The organism is Amycolatopsis sp. NPDC051102 (genome assembly GCF_040682815.1).
In the GTDB taxonomy this organism is placed as follows: Bacteria; Actinomycetota; Actinomycetes; order Mycobacteriales; family Pseudonocardiaceae; genus Amycolatopsis.
This window is the reverse complement of sequence record NZ_JBFBBT010000028.1, coordinates 68,249-83,502: the sequence shown is the minus strand read 5'-3', so window position 1 is coordinate 83,502 and position 15,254 is coordinate 68,249. Positions and strand designations below refer to the sequence as shown.

Genomic DNA, 15,254 nt, shown 5'->3' with positions numbered 1-15,254 from the left:
GCGCCCAGGATTGCGGACTGTGAATCGACTGTGGATCTACCGCGCCGGGCGATCCGCCGGCGCTGCCTACCAGGTAGGTAAGATCGCAGTGAGTCTCGAGGAGGGAACCGTGCTGCGATCCTCACCGCCGCTGCACCGCGGTCGCGTCGCCGACCAGATCATGGAAGACCTGCGCGCCCAGATCCTCAGTGGCGCACTGCCCGACGGCGCCCGCCTGCCTTCCGAGCGGGAGCTGGCGGCCCACTACGACGTCAGCCCGCCGACCATCCGGGAGGCCGTGCGCGTGCTGACCGCGATGGGCCTGCTCAGCACCCGCAACGGCAGCCGGACCACCGTCACCGCACGCGGTGACACCCTGCTCGCGATGTCCATCGCCTCGGTCGTCCAGTTCGAAAAGATGACCGCCGCCGACGTGTTCGGGCTGCTCGGCGCGCTCAATGCCTACGCCGTCGAGCAGGCCGTCGAACGCGCGTCCGAGGCGGACATCGCCGAACTCCGCGCAGCAGCCGAAGAAGCCGGCCGGATCGGCGATGTCGAATCGTCCTCGGCAGCGCTGCTGAAGTTCTTCGTCACGCTCTCCGCGATTTCGCACAACCCGTTGCTCGCCGCGCTGTGCCGGTTCATCACCGAGGTCCAGATCGGCCTCAGTGTCGAACTGGCCAAGGAAAGCGGCGAAGAATGGGGACGGGTGCCGCGGTCGCTGCACAAGGCGCGGATGGACATCGTGGACGCCATCGCCGGTCGTGACGCCTCCGCCGCTGTCCAGCTCGTCCACGAGTACCACACCAAGGTCGTCAAACGACTCCGAAGCTCGCCCGGGGCCAAGAAACGCGCCGAGGCCGACCCCGGCCTCGCCGGCGCGCTGTCCTCCTGGCTCCAGGCGAACGTCGGCCACGGCGACGGGCGATGACCGAGCCGCCGGCACACGGCTGCATGCCAGCAGGTATCCGCGGACTCCGGACAGCATCAGGCGCCAACGGCCACTAGCGGCGATGCCCGTGCCGGGTGTACTGCGCGACGCTGTTTCCGAACCTCACGTGTCGAAGCGTTCGAGGACGAGGAGACGAAGGCCATGCCAGAGAAGAACCCGCACCTCAGCAACCGCGACCGGGCCGTCCTGCACGCGGTGGCGGACGGCCGCTGCCGGCGGAGCAGCCACACCCTGTTCGTCGACGGTGCCTACTGCGCCGACCAGTTCGTCGCTGACCACTTGACCGAGATCGGCCTGCTCAGCACCACGGAGCCGGTGCGGCTCACCCCGTCGGCCCAGCTGCTGCTGAAGGCAGCATGATCGCCGCCGGCGCGCGGCTGTCCTTCATCGGACAGCAGGACTGAAGGAGAGCCGGATGACGACCCAGCAGCCGACAGCGACTGTCCACAATGTCCGCAAACCCACCCCGCCCGAGCTGATGGAAGACACCGGCACCGGCCTGGACTACGGGACCCGGCCGGATCGGATGCCGGGCTTTCTCACCCCGGCCGACCGGTTCTTCATCCGCAGCCACGCCCCCACACCGCACCTGGACGCGGCGGATTGGACCCTGCGCATCGACGGAAACGGGGTGCGCGAACCGCGCGTCTACACCTACGACGAACTGTGGCGCCGCTTTCCCCTGCAGTCCGTAGTTCGCACGATCGAGTGCGCGGGCAACCGCCGAGTGTTGATGGGCGAGGAGTTCGGCCGCCGGTTCGCGGGCACGCAATGGGGGCGTGGCGCGATCGGCACCGCCGAATGGACCGGGGTCCGGCTGCGCGACCTGCTCGCCCCGGCCGGGGTCACCCCCGGTGCGTGCGAGGTCATGCCGGAAGGACTCGACGCGATCCGGGCCCGCCGGCCGCTGCCGGTGACCAAGGCCCTGGCCGACGACACGCTGGTGGCGTTGGCGATGAACGGCGAGGTGCTCCCGCCCGACCACGGGTTCCCGGCCCGGCTGGTGGTGTCCGGCTGGCTCGGCGCGGCCAGCATCAAGTGGCTGGGCCGGATCCAGGTCTCCGAGGAGCCCCTGTACGTGCCGTGGAACACCGACGACTACGTGCTGATCAGCCCGGACCACCCGGCGGCCGGACCCGCACTCGGTCCGGCGATCACCACGCTCCCGGTGGCCAGCCTGGTGGAACTGCCCTGGCCGGCCCGCCTGCGGGCGGAACCACAGGTGATCCGGGGACGCGCGTTCGCCGGGGAGAACCGGGTCGTGTCGGTCCGGTACCGCATCGACGACGGCCCCTGGCACCACGCGCCGATCACGTCCTCCGCCACGCCGGGGGCGTGGGTGCGCTGGCAGTTCACCTGGAATCCGGCACCCGGCGACCACGTCCTGCGGGTGCGGGCCACCGATGACCACGGACGCACCCAACCGGACGTCACGTCGTGGAACGAGCTCGGCTACCTCCACCATGCGGTGCTGGCCCACCCCGTGCACGTCGAACCGCGCACGATGTAGCCGACGAACCCGGCCCGCACTTGCCGCGCCGGGAAGAGCTACTCCTTCAATGGTGGAGACCGGCCTGGGCGAGCCTCGAACCGCCGTCGAGGCGCAGCGCCTGCCCGGTGAGGTAGCCCGCCGCGGGTGACAGCAGGTAGAGCACCGAACCGACGAGTTCCCCGAGTGCCGCGACTCGCCGCATGGGGACACTCGCGAGCAGCCGGTCGCGCACCGCGGACGGCAGCGCGAGCACCTTCGGTGTCGCGACGAGCCCGGGGACCACGGCGTTGACCCGGATCCCCGCACCGGCCCACTCCGCGGCGAGCGACCTGGTCAGCCCGAGAACGCCCGCCTCCGCTGCTCCGGTCACCAGGACCCGGGTCCCCGCCGGGGGCACCGTGGACCAGTCCGGCATGGCGCGTCTCCTTCACCGAGGTCGTTGCCGTCAGAGCATCGCCCCGGGCCGCCCCCGTGTCATCGCTGCCAGCGCCTATCCGCGGCCACCGCCACCGGTCATCCCGCCGTACCTGCCGGCACCCACCGGCCCAGCGGCTGACCGGCTCGCGAAGGATCCCCGCTAGCCGGAATGCGCACCGGGAATCCCCCTGACATGCTGAAGTCGTGCTCCGCTGCTTGATTGTCGACGACAGTCCCCAGTTCCAGCAGGCCGCTCGCGGCCTGCTGGAACGCCAGGGCGTCGCGGTCGTCGGGGTCGCTTCCTCCGCGGCCGAGGCGCTGCGCAGGGTGGCGGAGCTGCGGCCGGACGTCACGCTGGTGGACATCGATCTCGGCGGCCAGAGCGGCTTCGACGTGGTCCGGCTGCTCAACCGGGACGCCGGCGTCGCGGCCGCCCGCCTGATCCTGATCTCGACCCACGCGGAGGACGACTATGCCGAGCTCATCGCGGCGAGCCCGGCGGCGGGGTTCCTACCGAAGACCGCGCTGTCCGCGGCCGCCATCCGAGGCATGCTCGGCCGCGACGAAACCGGTCAGGACGGGGATGGCCAGGTCAACGGGCGTCGAGGAACGTGACCACCGCGAGCACCCGGCGATGATCCTCTTCGGCTTCCGGGAGCTTCAGCTTGGCGAGGATGTGCCGCACGTGCTTTTCCACCGTCCCCTCGGTGACCCACAGCCTGCGGGCGATGCCGGAGTTGGACCGGCCCTCGGCCATCAGCGCCAGCACTTCCCGCTCCCGTTCGCTGAGCACGGCGAGCGGGTCGTCGCGCTTGCGTGCGTTCACCAGCTCCCGCACCAGCGCCGGGTCCACGACCGAGCCGCCCTTGGCGATCCGCTCCACCGTCTCGATGAAGTCCTCGACGTCGGTGATCCGGCTCTTGAGCAGGTAACCGATCCGCCGCCCACTGGCGAGCAGCTCCATCGCGTGCTCGACCTCGACGTGCGCCGACAGCACCAGGATGGCGACGTCGGGGAACTCGGCGCGGATCTCCCTGGCCGCGTCCAGTCCCTCCGTGGTGTGCGTCGGCGGCATCCGGATATCGACCACCACCAGGTCGGGCGCCTTCTCGCGGATCGACGCCAGCAGCGCCGCAGCGTCGCCGGCCTGCCCGGCAACCTCGAAGCCGGACCGCTCGAGCAGGCTCGCCAGGCCCTCACGCAGCAGCACGTCGTCGTCGGCCAGCATCACCCGCATCGCAGCTCCATTGTCGGGACCAGCACTATCGGCCAGCCTCCCACATGGTCTAGCGTCCCACGTCGTGGCACTCCGTGGCCGCTTCGACGGACCGGAGCCTGAGTTGAGCGCCGGGTTGACGCGTCGCATGCTCGTGGCGAGCGGGCTGCTGGCGTTGATCGTCGGTGCCGCGTTCACGGTGCTGCTCGTGACCAACGCGAACCTGCGCCGGTCGGAGCAGATGGCGTTCCACTCCGAAGAGGTGCTCGTGGCCGCCAACCGGCTCGAGCGGCTGGTCGTGGACATCGAGGCAGGCGAACGCGGCTTCCTCGTCACCGGCCAGGACAGCAGCCTCACGCTCTGGCAGTCGGGGCGGGCCACCTTTCCCGCGCAGGCGGCGACCCTGGCGCAGATGGTGGCCGACAACCCCCAGCAACTCGCGGCAGCGAGCCAGATCGAGCGGGACGTCGCCTCCTACATCCAGGACTACTCGATCCCGCTCATCGACGCCGCGCGGCTCAACCTCGCCGCCGCCGGTACCCCCGCCACCATCGACGACGGCGTGCGGCGCATCGACGCGATCCGGGGCGAGTTCGACCGGTTCACGGCCGCCGAACAGGATCTCGCCGGGACGCGGCAGAGCCACTCCAGCGAGGTGGCGCTCCGGGCGTTCGTCGCCACGGCCATCGGTCTCGGCGGCTCGGTCCTGCTGATCGTCCTGTTCGCGGTGTACCTCTCGCGCGCGATCGTCGGGCCGGTGCGCCGGGCGGCAGGCATGGCCGGCCGGCTCGCCGGTGGGGACCTCAGCGCGCGCCTGCCCGAGCGTGGCGTCGGCGAGATCGGTGTGCTCGAACGCAGCTTCAACACGATGGCCGGCTCCTTACAGCTGAGCCGTGCGGAGCTGGCCGCCTCACGGGCCCGGATCGTGGCCGCGGGCGACCAGGCCCGGCGGCGCATCGAACGGGATCTGCACGACGGCATCCAGCAGCGGCTCGTGTCCATGACACTGGAGTTGCGCGCCGCGGAAGCGGACGCGCCACCCAAGCTGCGCGCACAGCTGGCGGAGATCGCGGGCGAGCTGATCAACGCGACCGACGACCTGCGCGAGCTGTCCCGCGGCATCCACCCGGCGATCCTGTCCGAAGGCGGCCTGCCGCCCGCGCTCCGGGCGCTCGCCCGCCGCTCGGTGGTCCCGGTGGAACTCGAGGTGGACATCCCGGCCCGCGCGCCGGAACCGATCGAGGTCGCCGCCTACTACGTCGTCTCCGAGGCGCTCACCAACACCGCCAAACACGCCGAGGCCACCATCGCCTGGATCGACGTGCACGTCCGCAACGGCGTCCTGCGCCTCTCGGTCCGCGACGACGGCGTCGGCGGCGCGGCCGCGAGTCACGGCTCCGGCCTGGTCGGCCTCACCGACCGCGTCCAGGCCCTCGACGGCACGGTCGAGATCACCAGCCCGCCCGGCGAAGGCACCACGGTGCTGGTGCACCTGCCCACCGACCGGAACTGACGAGATCCGCCTGGTCCTCACCGGGCGGCGGCCTCACTGGTCACCGCGTTCGGCACGGTGATCCCGCCGTAGTCGACAGCCCCCACGGTGACTACGGCGACCAGGCACGTCGCAGTCGCGATCCCGGCCAGCCACCCGCGTGCCCGGCGCGGCCGGTACACCCTCGGCGCCGCGGAAACCGTGGTGGCCGAACGGCTTGTCGCGCACAGGGCCACGACCAGCGGCAGCGTGCCGACGAGGATGAACACGTCCGCAACGTTGAAGCAGACGTCCCCGAGGGGGATGAAGTCGACCGCGCCACGGACGCTGGCCGGCGCCGTCCAGTAGTGCAGGCCGAGGCGATCCATGAGGTTGCTGGCCCATCCCCCGATAGTGAAGGCGCCCAGGACGAGCACGACGACCGGGCGGCGGCGGTGCACCAGGAACACGATGGCCGCCGTCAGCAACCCGAAATCCAGCAGATCGAGCACCGCGCCGCTCACCGGGTTCGCGTACCACTGGCTGATCGTGGCGTTCACGAAGATGTCGCCACCGAAGTTGATGCGTGCGGTGCCGGTGTGGCGCCAGGCCCACCACTTGACCGCCTGATCCACCGCGATGACCGCGACCAGCAGGCCGATGGCCCGCGCGCGGAGGCCACCGGCCTTCCGCGCGACGTCCCTCCGTGCAATGTGGACAGTGGCAACTGCAGCAGTGCGGTCCATTTCTCGTCTCCCTGACCGTGGCGGGCGGCGCGGTTTCTTCCCCTGCTCCAAGAATCGGGGCCGTGAACCGTGCGGTCTGCCCGGCCAGCGCCCGTTTGCCCTGCCGGGTGGCAGGAATGCCGAGATGTACACCAGCGGCGACGACACCGGCGCCACGCGCGGTGAGACTGGAAGCAGACGTGGTCCCGCTCGGTGGGACCCGCATGGGCAAAGGAGAACTCCGTGGCAAAGCTCGCTTTCCTCGGCCTCGGCCTGATGGGCACGCCGATGGCGACCCGGCTGCTCGAAGCCGGCCACCACGTCACCGTGTGGAACCGGACCGCCGGCAAGACCGCACCCCTCGTCGAACGGGGCGCCGTAGCGGCGGAGACACCCGGCGCGGCGGTGGCCGGCGCCGACACCGTGATCACGATGCTGGCCAACCCCGAGGCGCTGGACCAGGTCCTGTCGGACGCGCTCGACGCGGTGCGGCCGGGGCAGGTGCTCATCGACATGTCCACCGTCGGCCCGCTCGAGATCCGGTCGATCACCCGCCGGCTGCCCGGCCACGTCACCCTCGTCGACGCGCCGGTGCGCGGCAGCGTCCCGGAGGCGACCGCGGGACGACTCATCATCTACGTCGGCGCGACCGCGGCGGACTTCGAGTCGGTGCGGCCGCTGCTCGCCGTCCTCGGCACGCCGCACCACGTCGGCGGACCGGGCGCGGGCGCGGCGACCAAGGTGGTCGTCAACCTGGCCCTCGGCGTCGGGATCACCGCACTCGGCGAGGCGCTCGCGGTCGGCCGCACACTCGGGCTCGACCGCACGACCCTGCTGGACGTCCTCGCCGAGTCCCCTCTCGGACCGACCGTCCACGCCAAGCGCGCCAACATCGAGGCCGAGGCCTACCCGCCGAACTTCAAGCTGAGTCTCGCGCTCAAGGACCTGCGCCTGGTCACCCGGCTCGCGGGCGAGGAGCTGCCGATCGCGGCGGCCACCGTCGGCTGGCTCGAGCAGGCGGCCGCGGACCGGGCCGGCGATCCCGACTTCTCGGCGGTCGTCGAGACGATCCTCGCGTCCCGCCACTGAGAGGAGCTGCCATGGCGATCGACCTGCGGATCGGGTCACCCAGGCTGGTGGGCGCCCTGCTGACGCTGACCGCGGTGACCGGTCTGATCGACGCGGTCAGCTATCTGCGGATGGGCCACGTGTTCGTCGCCAACATGACCGGGAACGTCGTTTTCCTCGGCTTCGCGCTGCAGACGAACGCGGGGCTCTCGATCCCGGCGTCGGCAGTGGGCATCGGCGCGTTCTTCGTCGGTGCGGTCGTGGGCGGGCGGCTCGGCCGCCACCTGGACGGCCGGCCGCGGCACTGGCTTCGGATCGTGTTCGCCGTCCAGGCCGGGGTCCTCGCGGCGGTCACGGTGCTCGGCGGAGCCGGTGTGCTGGGATACACGGGCGACCGAGCGCTCGTCACCACCGCCGTCCTCGCCGCGACCTTCGGGCTGCAGAACGCGACTGTCCGCCGTCTCGGCGCGGCGGATCTGACCACCACCGTGCTCACGCTCGGCCTCACCGGCCTGGCCGCGGACAGCCGGCTCGCGGGCGGGCCCGGCGCCCGGGCCCCCCGGCGGCTCGGCTCGGTGCTGGCGATGCTGGCCGGTGCCGCCACGGGCGCCGTGCTGCTGCAGGTCACCGGCCCGACGACGGTGATCGCGCTCGCGACGGTCCTCGTTGTCGTGGTCGGTGCGCTGCTCACGACCGCGGACTGACCCGTCAGGTCCGCGTCCGGCCGAGGTACATCAGCTCCCAGATGGCCGAGTCGGCGTGGCTCGCCACGACGTGGCCCGCGCGGAGGTGCTCGACCCGCAGCTCCCCGGTGAAGCGCAGGTAGGCACCGTCGAAGCGGATGAGCTTGGCGGCCACTTTCTTCATCCCCGGGATCTGGTCGATCATCCGGTCCGCGGTGAGGTCCCGGTGGCGGGTGAACGTTACGACGTAACGGTCGTCGCCGTCGGCGCAGGTGTAACGGGTGATGTTCGCGACCGGCTTCCCGGTCGTGGTGTCGGTGTAGGTGCCGAGTTCTTCGAAGGTCACCTTGCCCGCGTCGTCGGCGACGATCCGGCCGTTCTCGGCCAGTAGGAAGATCGGCAGCTCCGCGTAGCCGTACTTCCGTTCTCCCGTGATGTAGGACGCGACGACGGTGTACGGACCGGCCTGTCCCCGGGCCCAGTACCAGTGGTGGATCAACGAGTTCATCGGGGCGTTGCCCCAGTTGTGGTCGTGGTACCCCACGCCGGACGAGCCAGCCGACACTCCGGCCACGCGGTAGGTCACGTCCACTTTCCCTTGGGGCACCGCGGGCAGCCAGTTGAACTCGTGCTCGTCATCGGCGCCGAAGTACAGGTGGCCGGTGCCCGGCCGCCACGCCGGGACTTCCCCGGTGAGGCTCACCTGGACGGACACGTCCTCGACCGTCGCGATGATCTTGTAGGTGTGCAGGTCGCCGCTGAACGAGTTGGTGCCTACGCGGACGGCGCATCGATCGGTCGACGCGGTGAAGTCCTCCGGTGCGAACTCGGCGATCTTGTTGTACGTGGTGCCGTCGGGCAGGTCGAGGTCGATGCGGATCATCGGCGCGAGCGGCTTGCCGATGTCGGTGAAGTGCTTGGTGAAGAACACCACCACCAGCTTGGCGCCGTCGTCGAGGTGCGCGTCGAAGTACCACCACTCGTACGTGCCCGGACCGCCATCGGTCCGGGCCCCGTCCTCCCAGACGGCCACCGCGTCCGGGCTGATGCCGATCCGTTCGTAGTCCTGCGCCGACGCGCCGAGCCGCGAAAGTGAAGCGTTCACCGTTTCGCCCTTCTCCCGGGGCCACCCGGACGCTAATCCGGCACCTGTCGGATTAAGCATAGCACTGTCTGCCCACCGATTACGAGATGCGTGAAGGCCACCTTGGGGGACACTGAGTCCCTCAAGGTGGCCTTCACGAACTCGAACGGGCCTACTCCGGCCAGTCGGAGTTCTCGATGACGTCCACGAAGTTGCCCCGGCGGAAGCCCGGTACGAATCGCTCCAGGACGTCCGCCTTGACGTTGCCGAACGTGGTCGCCGGCTTGGGCGCGATGCCTTCGGTGAACGCATCGAGGATGCGGCGTTTGAAGTCCGGCCGCGGGTGCAGTGCGGTGATCTCGGCGCGGTCGGCGGCGCCGATGTCGTGGTACCCGATGCCGAGCACGTCGTACTCGACCCCGGCGGTGACCAGTGCGACCTCGGGCTCCATGAACTCCGGGATGCCCGGGGTGGTGTGCAGGGCGATGGCCGTCCACACGCGACGGATGCTGTCCTCCGGCGCGCCCCGGCCCTGCATGAACCGGCGGGCCTCGTCGGCACTGTCCACCTCGAAACGCCGGCCGCTGCCGCCGAACTGCGCGTTGAGCCCCAGGTCGTGGAACATCGCCCCGAGGTAGAGCAGTTCCGCGTCGAAGCTGAGCCCCCGGTTCCGGCCTTGCAGGCTACCGAACCAGAAGACCCGGCGGGAGTGGTGGTACACGAGCTCGGTGGTGCAGTCACGCACCAGTTCGGTGGCTTCGCGAGCGAGTTTGGTGTCGGGGACCGTCACGCCGGCGGCGGTCTGTCCAGTGGTGGCCATGGCTTCCTTCCGGTTTGGTGGGGGGGGCGGCGGCGCCCCGGCCCCGCCCCCCGCCGCCCCCCCCCCCACTTCGCTCACTCCTCCGCGTCCGCCCAGGCTTTGAGCATCACGCGGGCGATGGACGAGTTGCCCGGCAGGATGATCTCCGCCGCGCCGTTCGCGATCGGGGTCGGCTTCGATCCCTCGCCGCGGACCGAGCTGTTCTCGAACGCCGTGCGCACCTCCGCGCGCGACACCCACAGTGCCTCTTCGATCTCGCCGTCCGCCGGCACCAGCGGCAGGGACCGGTCCGCTCGGGCCGTGAAACCCAGCATGATCGAGCGCGGGAACGGCCAAGGCTGGCTGCCCAGGTAGCGGACGCCGGACACCTCGGCGCCCACCTCTTCGCGGATCTCGCGGACCACGCACGCCTCGAGCGACTCGCCCGCTTCGACGAAGCCCGCCAAGACCGAGTAGCGCCCCGCCGGCCAGATCGGCTGGCGGGCCAGCAACACGTGCGAGCCGTTCACGCCCTCCGTCGAATGGACCAGGCAGATCACCGCCGGGTCCGTGCGGGGGTACTCCTCGCGGCCGTCGTTCGTGCACTTGCTCGCCCAGCCGAACTGGATCAGCTCCGTCGGGCTGCCGCAGCGCGTGCAGAACTTCGCCTGGCGGCGCCAGAACCGCAACGCCTGGGCCGTCGTGAACAGCCCGGCCGACGTGTCGTCCAGCAGGTCTCCGTAGCCGCGCAGCTCGACCCAGATCTCGCCGTCCGCGCGCGGGACCTCCTCCACGAAACCCCAGCTGCCGGCCATCTTCACCGTGTCGGCTTCGTCCGACGGGCCGCCCGGCAGCGACCAGTAGTCGACGCCCTGCCACTCGCCGAGGAACACCGCGTCGGCCGGGGGCGTCGCGCCGAAGTCGACCGCCTTGCGGAACGCCAGCGTCGACGCTCCTTCGACGACCGGGGTGCGCCCGGTGTCGTCCAGGAGGACGACCCGGGCGTCCGGCCACCGCGACACCAGCCGCGCCGGGTTGGTGCGCAGCGCCTCCTGACGGTCCACTGTGGACCGGGAGAGGGTCGGCAACGCACCGAGGGTGAACGGGACGGACATCAGGCCGGCTCGCCCACGACGACGTCGCCGAGCGCGAGGAGCTTTCGTTCCAGCACGGCCGCGTCGCCGACCACCACGCCCGTGAACCGCTTGGGCGCGAAGTACTTCAGTGCGGCTTCGGCGACATCAGAAGCCGTCACCGCCGCCACCCGCGCCGGGTGCTCGCTCAGCCACTCCAGGCCCAGCCCGGTCGAAGCCAGCGCGAGCACCTGCCCGGCCAGCCCGGACTGCGACGACGTCGAGGTCAGCAGCGAGCCGATCGCGTACTGCCGCACCGACTCCAGCTCGTCGCCCGACGGCGGCACCTGGCCGAGGCGGCCCAGCTCGTACCGCGTCTCCAGCAGCGCCGGGGCCGTCGCGTCGGTCGCGGTGTCCGCGTCGACGTTGACCACCGCCGTGCCGTCGGTGAACTCGAAACCGGAGTGCGCAGAGTACGTGTACCCCTTGTTCTCGCGGATGTTCTCCACCAGCCGCGACGAGAAGTACCCGCCGTAGGCCAGGTTCGCCAGCTGCAGCGCCGCGTAGCCCGGGTCGGTGCGCGGCACGGTCTGCGCCGAGAGCCGGATCTGCGACTGCACCGCGCCCGCGCGCGGCACCAGCAGCACGTCGGGCCCGGTCAGGTCCGGCAGCGGCGGCAGCCGCACGGCGGACCGGTCCGACGCCCAGCCGCCGAGCACCTTCTCCAGGTCCCCGATCACGCCTTCCGGGTCGAGGTCGCCGACCAGCACCATGACCGCGCCCCGCGGCAGGACCGACGCCTGGTGCAGCGCCCGGACCTGCTCGGCCGTCACGACGGCGACGTCCTCGGCCTTCGGGACCTCGCGCGTCGCCGGGTGGTCGCCGTAGCGGTGCTTCTGCAGCGCTTCGCGGGCGATCGTGCGGGGCTGCGTCCGGGAGACGGCGATCCGCTCGACCAGCCGCTCCTTCTCGCGGGCGATCTCCTCGTCCGCGTACGTCGCTCCGGTGAGGACGTCACCGAGCACGTCGAGGAACGTCGGCAGCTTGTCGGCCAGCGCGGACCCGGTCAGCACCAGGCGTTCCGGGTCGACGCCGGCGCCGATGTCGCCGCCGATCAGGGCCAGCTCGGCGTCGATCTCGATGCGGTTGCGGCGGGCCGTGCCGGTCAGGATCGTCTCGGCGAGCACCTCGGCGGTCGCCGGGTGCAGCGCGTCGTCGCCCGCGAACGGGATCCACAGGCGCGCCTCGACCATCGGCACGGTGGCCTTGCGCACGGCTACCACCCGCAGGCCGTTCGCCAGCGTCGTGTCCACATGCGACAGATCGGCGGCGGCCCGCTGCTGCCCGAGCGGCGGCAGCGGCCGCGGCCCCCGCGCGGTGCGGCCGATCTCGTCGGCGCTGCGGTGCGTTGCTGAAGTCACTGCTCGTTGTTCCCTTCCGAAGCGGGCTTGACCACCAGCACGGCGCGCGCGTCCGGGCGCAGCGCCTTCGCCGCCGCCGACACGGCTTCCGCGGTGACGGCGGACATCCGGTCCGCGAGCCGGTACACCAGCGACGCGTCGCCGTAGAGCAGTTCGAACGAGCCGAGGGCCAGGGTCCGCGACACCAGCCGGTCGTGCTCGGAGTGCAGGCTCGCCGTCCAGCGGGCGGTGACCTTGCGCAGCTCCTCCTCGCTCGGCGGCGTCTCGGCGAGTTTCTCCAGCTCGTCGTCCAGCGCGGCCAGCACGCGCTCGCGGGACACCTCGTGCGGGTGGATCAGGGTGATGGTGAACGTGTCCGGGTCGCGGGCCTCGAACGGGCCGAAGAGCCCGGCGCCCGCGCCGATGTCGACCACCAGCGGCTCGCGGTGCACCAGCCGCTGCTGCAGGCGGGAGCCGTCGCCGTCGGTGAGCACGCCGGCCAGCACGAGGTAGGCCAGGTAGCCGTCGACGTCGTTGATCGGGTCCGGCATCCGGTAGCCGATGCCGAGCGCGGGCAGCGGGGCGTGCGCGTCTTCGATCTCGCCGTGCAGCTCGGTGGTCGGCAGCGGCTCGGCGAACGACGGCCGCTGCGGCGCCGGCCGGTGCGGGACGTCGCCGAAGTGGTCTTCGATCAGCTTCTTGGCGTTGTCCACTTCGAAGTCACCCGCCACCGTGAGCACGGCGTTGGCCGGCGCGTAGTAGGTGTCGAAGAACGCCGCGCAGTCTTCGACGGTGGCGCTTTCGAGGTCCTCGAAGCCGCCGTAACCGTTGTGCGCGTTGGGGAACGTCGAGTACAGCACCGGCGGCAGGGTGATCCACGGGAACCCGCCGTAGGGCCGGTTCAGCACGTTGAGCCGGATCTCCTCCTTGACGACGTCGATCTGGTTCGCCAGGTTCTCCGCCGTCAGCTTGGGTGCGCGCATCCGGTCGGCTTCGAGGAACAGCGCGCGCTCGAGCGCGGCGCTCGGGAGCACCTCGAAGTAGTCGGTGTAGTCGGGGTGGGTGGACCCGTTGAAGGTCCCGCCGCTGGACTGCACGTGCCGGAAGTGCGCGAGTTTCTCGAGGCTCTCGGAGCCCTGGAACATCAGGTGCTCGAAGAGGTGCGCGAAACCGGTGCGCCCCTCCGGCTCGGAGCGGAAACCCACGTCGTAGTGCACGCTGACGCCGACCACCGGCGCGGTCGCGTCGGGGGCGAGAACCACGCGCAGACCGTTGTCGAGGGTGTATCGGACGAGCTGGGGATCGGCCATGGCCCCACCCTACGACGACCCCGCCCGTCCCGGCGTCCCGGCTCGTGAGTGGTAAGGCGTGTTCTAACCCGCCTTACCACTCACGAGCTCGCGAAGGTGACCACGGTGGGCGGCGGCGAAGGTGCCCGCCAACGCCGTCGCGAAGGATCCGGCCTGGTCAGGGGTGATGTCGCCGGCGTGCCAGTAGACCGGTGGCGGCTGCTTGAGGCCGTCGAACGCGGCCACCCAGACAGCCAGTTCGCCCAGAGCGAGCGCGTACGGCAGGCCGCGCGAGAAGACCAGCTCGCGCTGCGGCTTGCCGAGGTCCTTCACCCGGATCTCGGCGACGCCGCGAAGCCGGCGCGCGACGTCCGCGCCCGCTCGCCGGCGCGCGGGCAGGGCCGCCGACGTCCCGGCGGCGACGGCCCCGGCCAGCGCGAGGACGACGCCGAGCTGGGCGTAGCCGGCGGTCAGGGCCAGCAGGACGGTGAGGAACACGCCGTAGCAGAAGATCCGGATCCCGGCCCGGCCCAGGCGCCGCGTCGCGAACCAGCCGCGCCGGACGACGTCGGCGGCCAGCTCGGCGCGGGGGACTTCGAGGTGCCGCTGCCGCAGTTCGGCGAGGGTCACCGCCTCGTCCGGCACGACGGCTTCGTACACCGCGCGCTCGAAGCCGGTCAGGTGCTCGTCGGGCGGGTTCCGGCGGGCCAGCGTGGGACCGTCGCTCACCCAGAGGTAGTTGCGGACGGCGAGGTCCAGCACGGTCGCGGCCAGGTCGAGCGGCCCGGCCCGGCCGCGCAGGAGCAGGCCGACGTGGCCCGGCAGCACCCCGGCGGGCGACGCGAACTCCCCCGCTTTGACGTGGAAGTGCCCGCCTGGCGAGGGCACTTTCACGTGAAAGTGCCCTCGGCGGGCGAGGAGGACCCATGCGGCCGCGGCCAGGAGGAGGACACCGAAGGCGGCCCAGGCCCAGGCGACCGGGGTGGTGACCACGAACGCGCCGCCGAGCGTCTTCGCCGGGACGAGGACTTCGTTCGCCGGAACGGTGCCGTCGGGCAGCTCGACGGTCGCGGTCATCCGCCGGCCCGCGGCGAGGTCCTGCTGGCTGAACCGGGTCAGGCCGGCGTGGTCGATCTGCGCGGCCGCGCACGGGAGGTCGCCGATGACGCAGTCGACGGCGACCGGGATCTTCGGGGCCGCGAAAGAGGCGCGAACGAACTTCAGGTCGGCGCTCCAGCCGCCGGCCGGCTCCCAGGTGACCTGGTTCCCGGCGACCGCACCGTCCACTGTGTACCGCACGATCGAGGTGCCCGGAGTGAGGTGGACGGTGAAGACGTCGTTGTCAACACTCGCCGTCCCGCTGCCTTCCAGCACGACGTCTCGGACGCCGTAGACGCGGTCGCGGTGGTGGGCCGCCGGGACCCGCAGCGGGACCCGGCGGTCCATCGTCATGCCCTCGGGGACGGAGATCGCTTCGGCGACCGACAACGAGCCGTCGCGCTGGACCTTGAGCTGGATCTCGGCGCTCTGCGGCACGGTGGGCAGCGGCGGCTGGTCCGCCGGGCCCGCGGTCAGGACGAGCGCCAGGAGCGCCCCGGCGAGCACG

At 71.4% G+C, this 15,254-nt stretch carries 16 protein-coding genes; 7 read left to right on the top strand and 9 right to left on the bottom strand.

Features of this window, described 5'->3' with window-relative positions; all coding sequences use genetic code 11:
• The first annotated feature begins 109 nt into the window (after positions 1-109).
• From AB0M93_RS43285 to AB0M93_RS43275, 3 genes are all read left to right on the top strand, one after another.
• Positions 110-910, top strand: coding sequence for a GntR family transcriptional regulator (locus tag AB0M93_RS43285; protein ID WP_364285694.1), 801 nt, complete (start codon positions 110-112; stop codon positions 908-910).
• A 162-nt stretch (positions 911-1,072) separates the two neighbouring features.
• Positions 1,073-1,291, top strand: coding sequence for a hypothetical protein (locus tag AB0M93_RS43280; RefSeq protein ID WP_364285692.1), 219 nt, complete (start codon positions 1,073-1,075; stop codon positions 1,289-1,291).
• A 55-nt stretch (positions 1,292-1,346) separates the two neighbouring features.
• The gene (locus AB0M93_RS43275) at positions 1,347-2,441 is read left to right on the top strand and encodes a sulfite oxidase (protein WP_364285690.1); all 1,095 of its coding nucleotides are present in this window, start codon (positions 1,347-1,349) and stop codon (positions 2,439-2,441) included.
• Positions 2,442-2,487: 46 nt separating this feature from the next.
• Here the strand turns inward: AB0M93_RS43275 and AB0M93_RS43270 are convergent, their stop codons facing one another.
• Positions 2,488-2,838, bottom strand: a complete 351-nt coding sequence (locus AB0M93_RS43270; protein ID WP_364285688.1) for an SDR family oxidoreductase — start codon at positions 2,836-2,838, stop codon at positions 2,488-2,490.
• 206 nt (positions 2,839-3,044) lie between these two features.
• Here AB0M93_RS43270 and AB0M93_RS43265 point away from each other — a divergent pair, with 206 nt between their 5' ends.
• Positions 3,045-3,455: a response regulator transcription factor gene (locus tag AB0M93_RS43265; protein WP_364285686.1), complete on the top strand. Its 411-nt coding sequence runs from the start codon at positions 3,045-3,047 to the stop codon at positions 3,453-3,455.
• Here the strand turns inward: AB0M93_RS43265 and AB0M93_RS43260 are convergent.
• On the bottom strand, positions 3,433-4,077 hold the full coding sequence (locus AB0M93_RS43260; RefSeq protein WP_364285684.1) for a response regulator transcription factor: 645 nt from the start codon (positions 4,075-4,077) through the stop codon (positions 3,433-3,435). The genes AB0M93_RS43265 and AB0M93_RS43260 overlap by 23 nt on opposite strands.
• Before the next feature lie 103 nt (positions 4,078-4,180).
• On the opposite strand from AB0M93_RS43260, the gene AB0M93_RS43255 reads away from it, so the two are divergent.
• A complete protein-coding gene (locus AB0M93_RS43255; RefSeq protein ID WP_364285682.1) occupies positions 4,181-5,569 on the top strand; it encodes a CHASE3 domain-containing protein in 1,389 nt (462 codons plus the stop codon).
• 17 nt (positions 5,570-5,586) lie between these two features.
• On the opposite strand, the gene AB0M93_RS43250 is transcribed toward AB0M93_RS43255, so the two are convergent.
• A complete protein-coding gene (locus tag AB0M93_RS43250) occupies positions 5,587-6,273 on the bottom strand; it encodes a signal peptidase II (RefSeq protein WP_364285680.1) in 687 nt (228 codons plus the stop codon).
• Between the two features lie 192 nt (positions 6,274-6,465).
• Between AB0M93_RS43250 and AB0M93_RS43245 the strand changes: the two genes are divergently transcribed.
• Positions 6,466-7,341, top strand: a complete 876-nt coding sequence (locus AB0M93_RS43245; protein WP_364285678.1) for an NAD(P)-dependent oxidoreductase — start codon at positions 6,466-6,468, stop codon at positions 7,339-7,341.
• Between the two features lie 11 nt (positions 7,342-7,352).
• Complete coding sequence (locus AB0M93_RS43240) at positions 7,353-8,024, top strand: YoaK family protein (RefSeq protein WP_364285676.1); 672 nt, start codon at positions 7,353-7,355, stop codon at positions 8,022-8,024.
• A 4-nt stretch (positions 8,025-8,028) separates the two neighbouring features.
• Here AB0M93_RS43240 and AB0M93_RS43235 read toward each other — a convergent pair whose 3' ends face one another.
• The 6 genes from AB0M93_RS43235 to AB0M93_RS43210 all read right to left on the bottom strand — a co-directional run bounded on the left by AB0M93_RS43235 (position 8,029) and on the right by AB0M93_RS43210 (position 15,253).
• Positions 8,029-9,108, bottom strand: coding sequence for a hypothetical protein (locus AB0M93_RS43235; protein ID WP_364285674.1), 1,080 nt, complete (start codon positions 9,106-9,108; stop codon positions 8,029-8,031).
• Between the two features lie 151 nt (positions 9,109-9,259).
• Complete coding sequence (locus AB0M93_RS43230; protein WP_364285672.1) at positions 9,260-9,907, bottom strand: HD domain-containing protein; 648 nt, start codon at positions 9,905-9,907, stop codon at positions 9,260-9,262.
• A gap of 74 nt (positions 9,908-9,981) precedes the next feature.
• Positions 9,982-11,001, bottom strand: coding sequence for an NAD(+) diphosphatase (gene nudC / locus AB0M93_RS43225; protein WP_364285670.1), 1,020 nt, complete (start codon positions 10,999-11,001; stop codon positions 9,982-9,984).
• Positions 11,001-12,380 (bottom strand): pitrilysin family protein, encoded by a 1,380-nt coding sequence (locus AB0M93_RS43220; RefSeq protein ID WP_364285668.1) that lies wholly within the window; start codon positions 12,378-12,380, stop codon positions 11,001-11,003. Before AB0M93_RS43220 ends, nudC begins: the two co-directional genes overlap by 1 nt.
• On the bottom strand, positions 12,377-13,669 hold the full coding sequence (locus AB0M93_RS43215; protein WP_364285666.1) for a pitrilysin family protein: 1,293 nt from the start codon (positions 13,667-13,669) through the stop codon (positions 12,377-12,379). The genes AB0M93_RS43220 and AB0M93_RS43215 overlap by 4 nt, the downstream gene beginning before the upstream one ends.
• A gap of 63 nt (positions 13,670-13,732) precedes the next feature.
• Entirely contained in the window at positions 13,733-15,253 is a 1,521-nt protein-coding gene (locus AB0M93_RS43210; protein ID WP_364285664.1) for a DUF2207 domain-containing protein, read from the bottom strand.
• Position 15,254: the final 1 nt, after the last annotated feature.

Coding starts and splice junctions, on each gene's coding strand:
- AB0M93_RS43280 (WP_364285692.1), top strand. CDS start 1,073: ATGCCAGAGAAGAACCCGCACCTCAGCAACCGCGACCGGGCCGTCCTG.
- AB0M93_RS43240 (WP_364285676.1), top strand. CDS start 7,353: ATGGCGATCGACCTGCGGATCGGGTCACCCAGGCTGGTGGGCGCCCTG.
- AB0M93_RS43215 (WP_364285666.1), bottom strand. CDS start 13,669: ATGGCCGATCCCCAGCTCGTCCGATACACCCTCGACAACGGTCTGCGC.
- AB0M93_RS43260 (WP_364285684.1), bottom strand. CDS start 4,077: ATGCGGGTGATGCTGGCCGACGACGACGTGCTGCTGCGTGAGGGCCTG.
- nudC (WP_364285670.1), bottom strand. CDS start 11,001: ATGTCCGTCCCGTTCACCCTCGGTGCGTTGCCGACCCTCTCCCGGTCC.
- AB0M93_RS43270 (WP_364285688.1), bottom strand. CDS start 2,838: ATGCCGGACTGGTCCACGGTGCCCCCGGCGGGGACCCGGGTCCTGGTG.
- AB0M93_RS43250 (WP_364285680.1), bottom strand. CDS start 6,273: ATGGACCGCACTGCTGCAGTTGCCACTGTCCACATTGCACGGAGGGAC.
- AB0M93_RS43275 (WP_364285690.1), top strand. CDS start 1,347: ATGACGACCCAGCAGCCGACAGCGACTGTCCACAATGTCCGCAAACCC.
- AB0M93_RS43230 (WP_364285672.1), bottom strand. CDS start 9,907: ATGGCCACCACTGGACAGACCGCCGCCGGCGTGACGGTCCCCGACACC.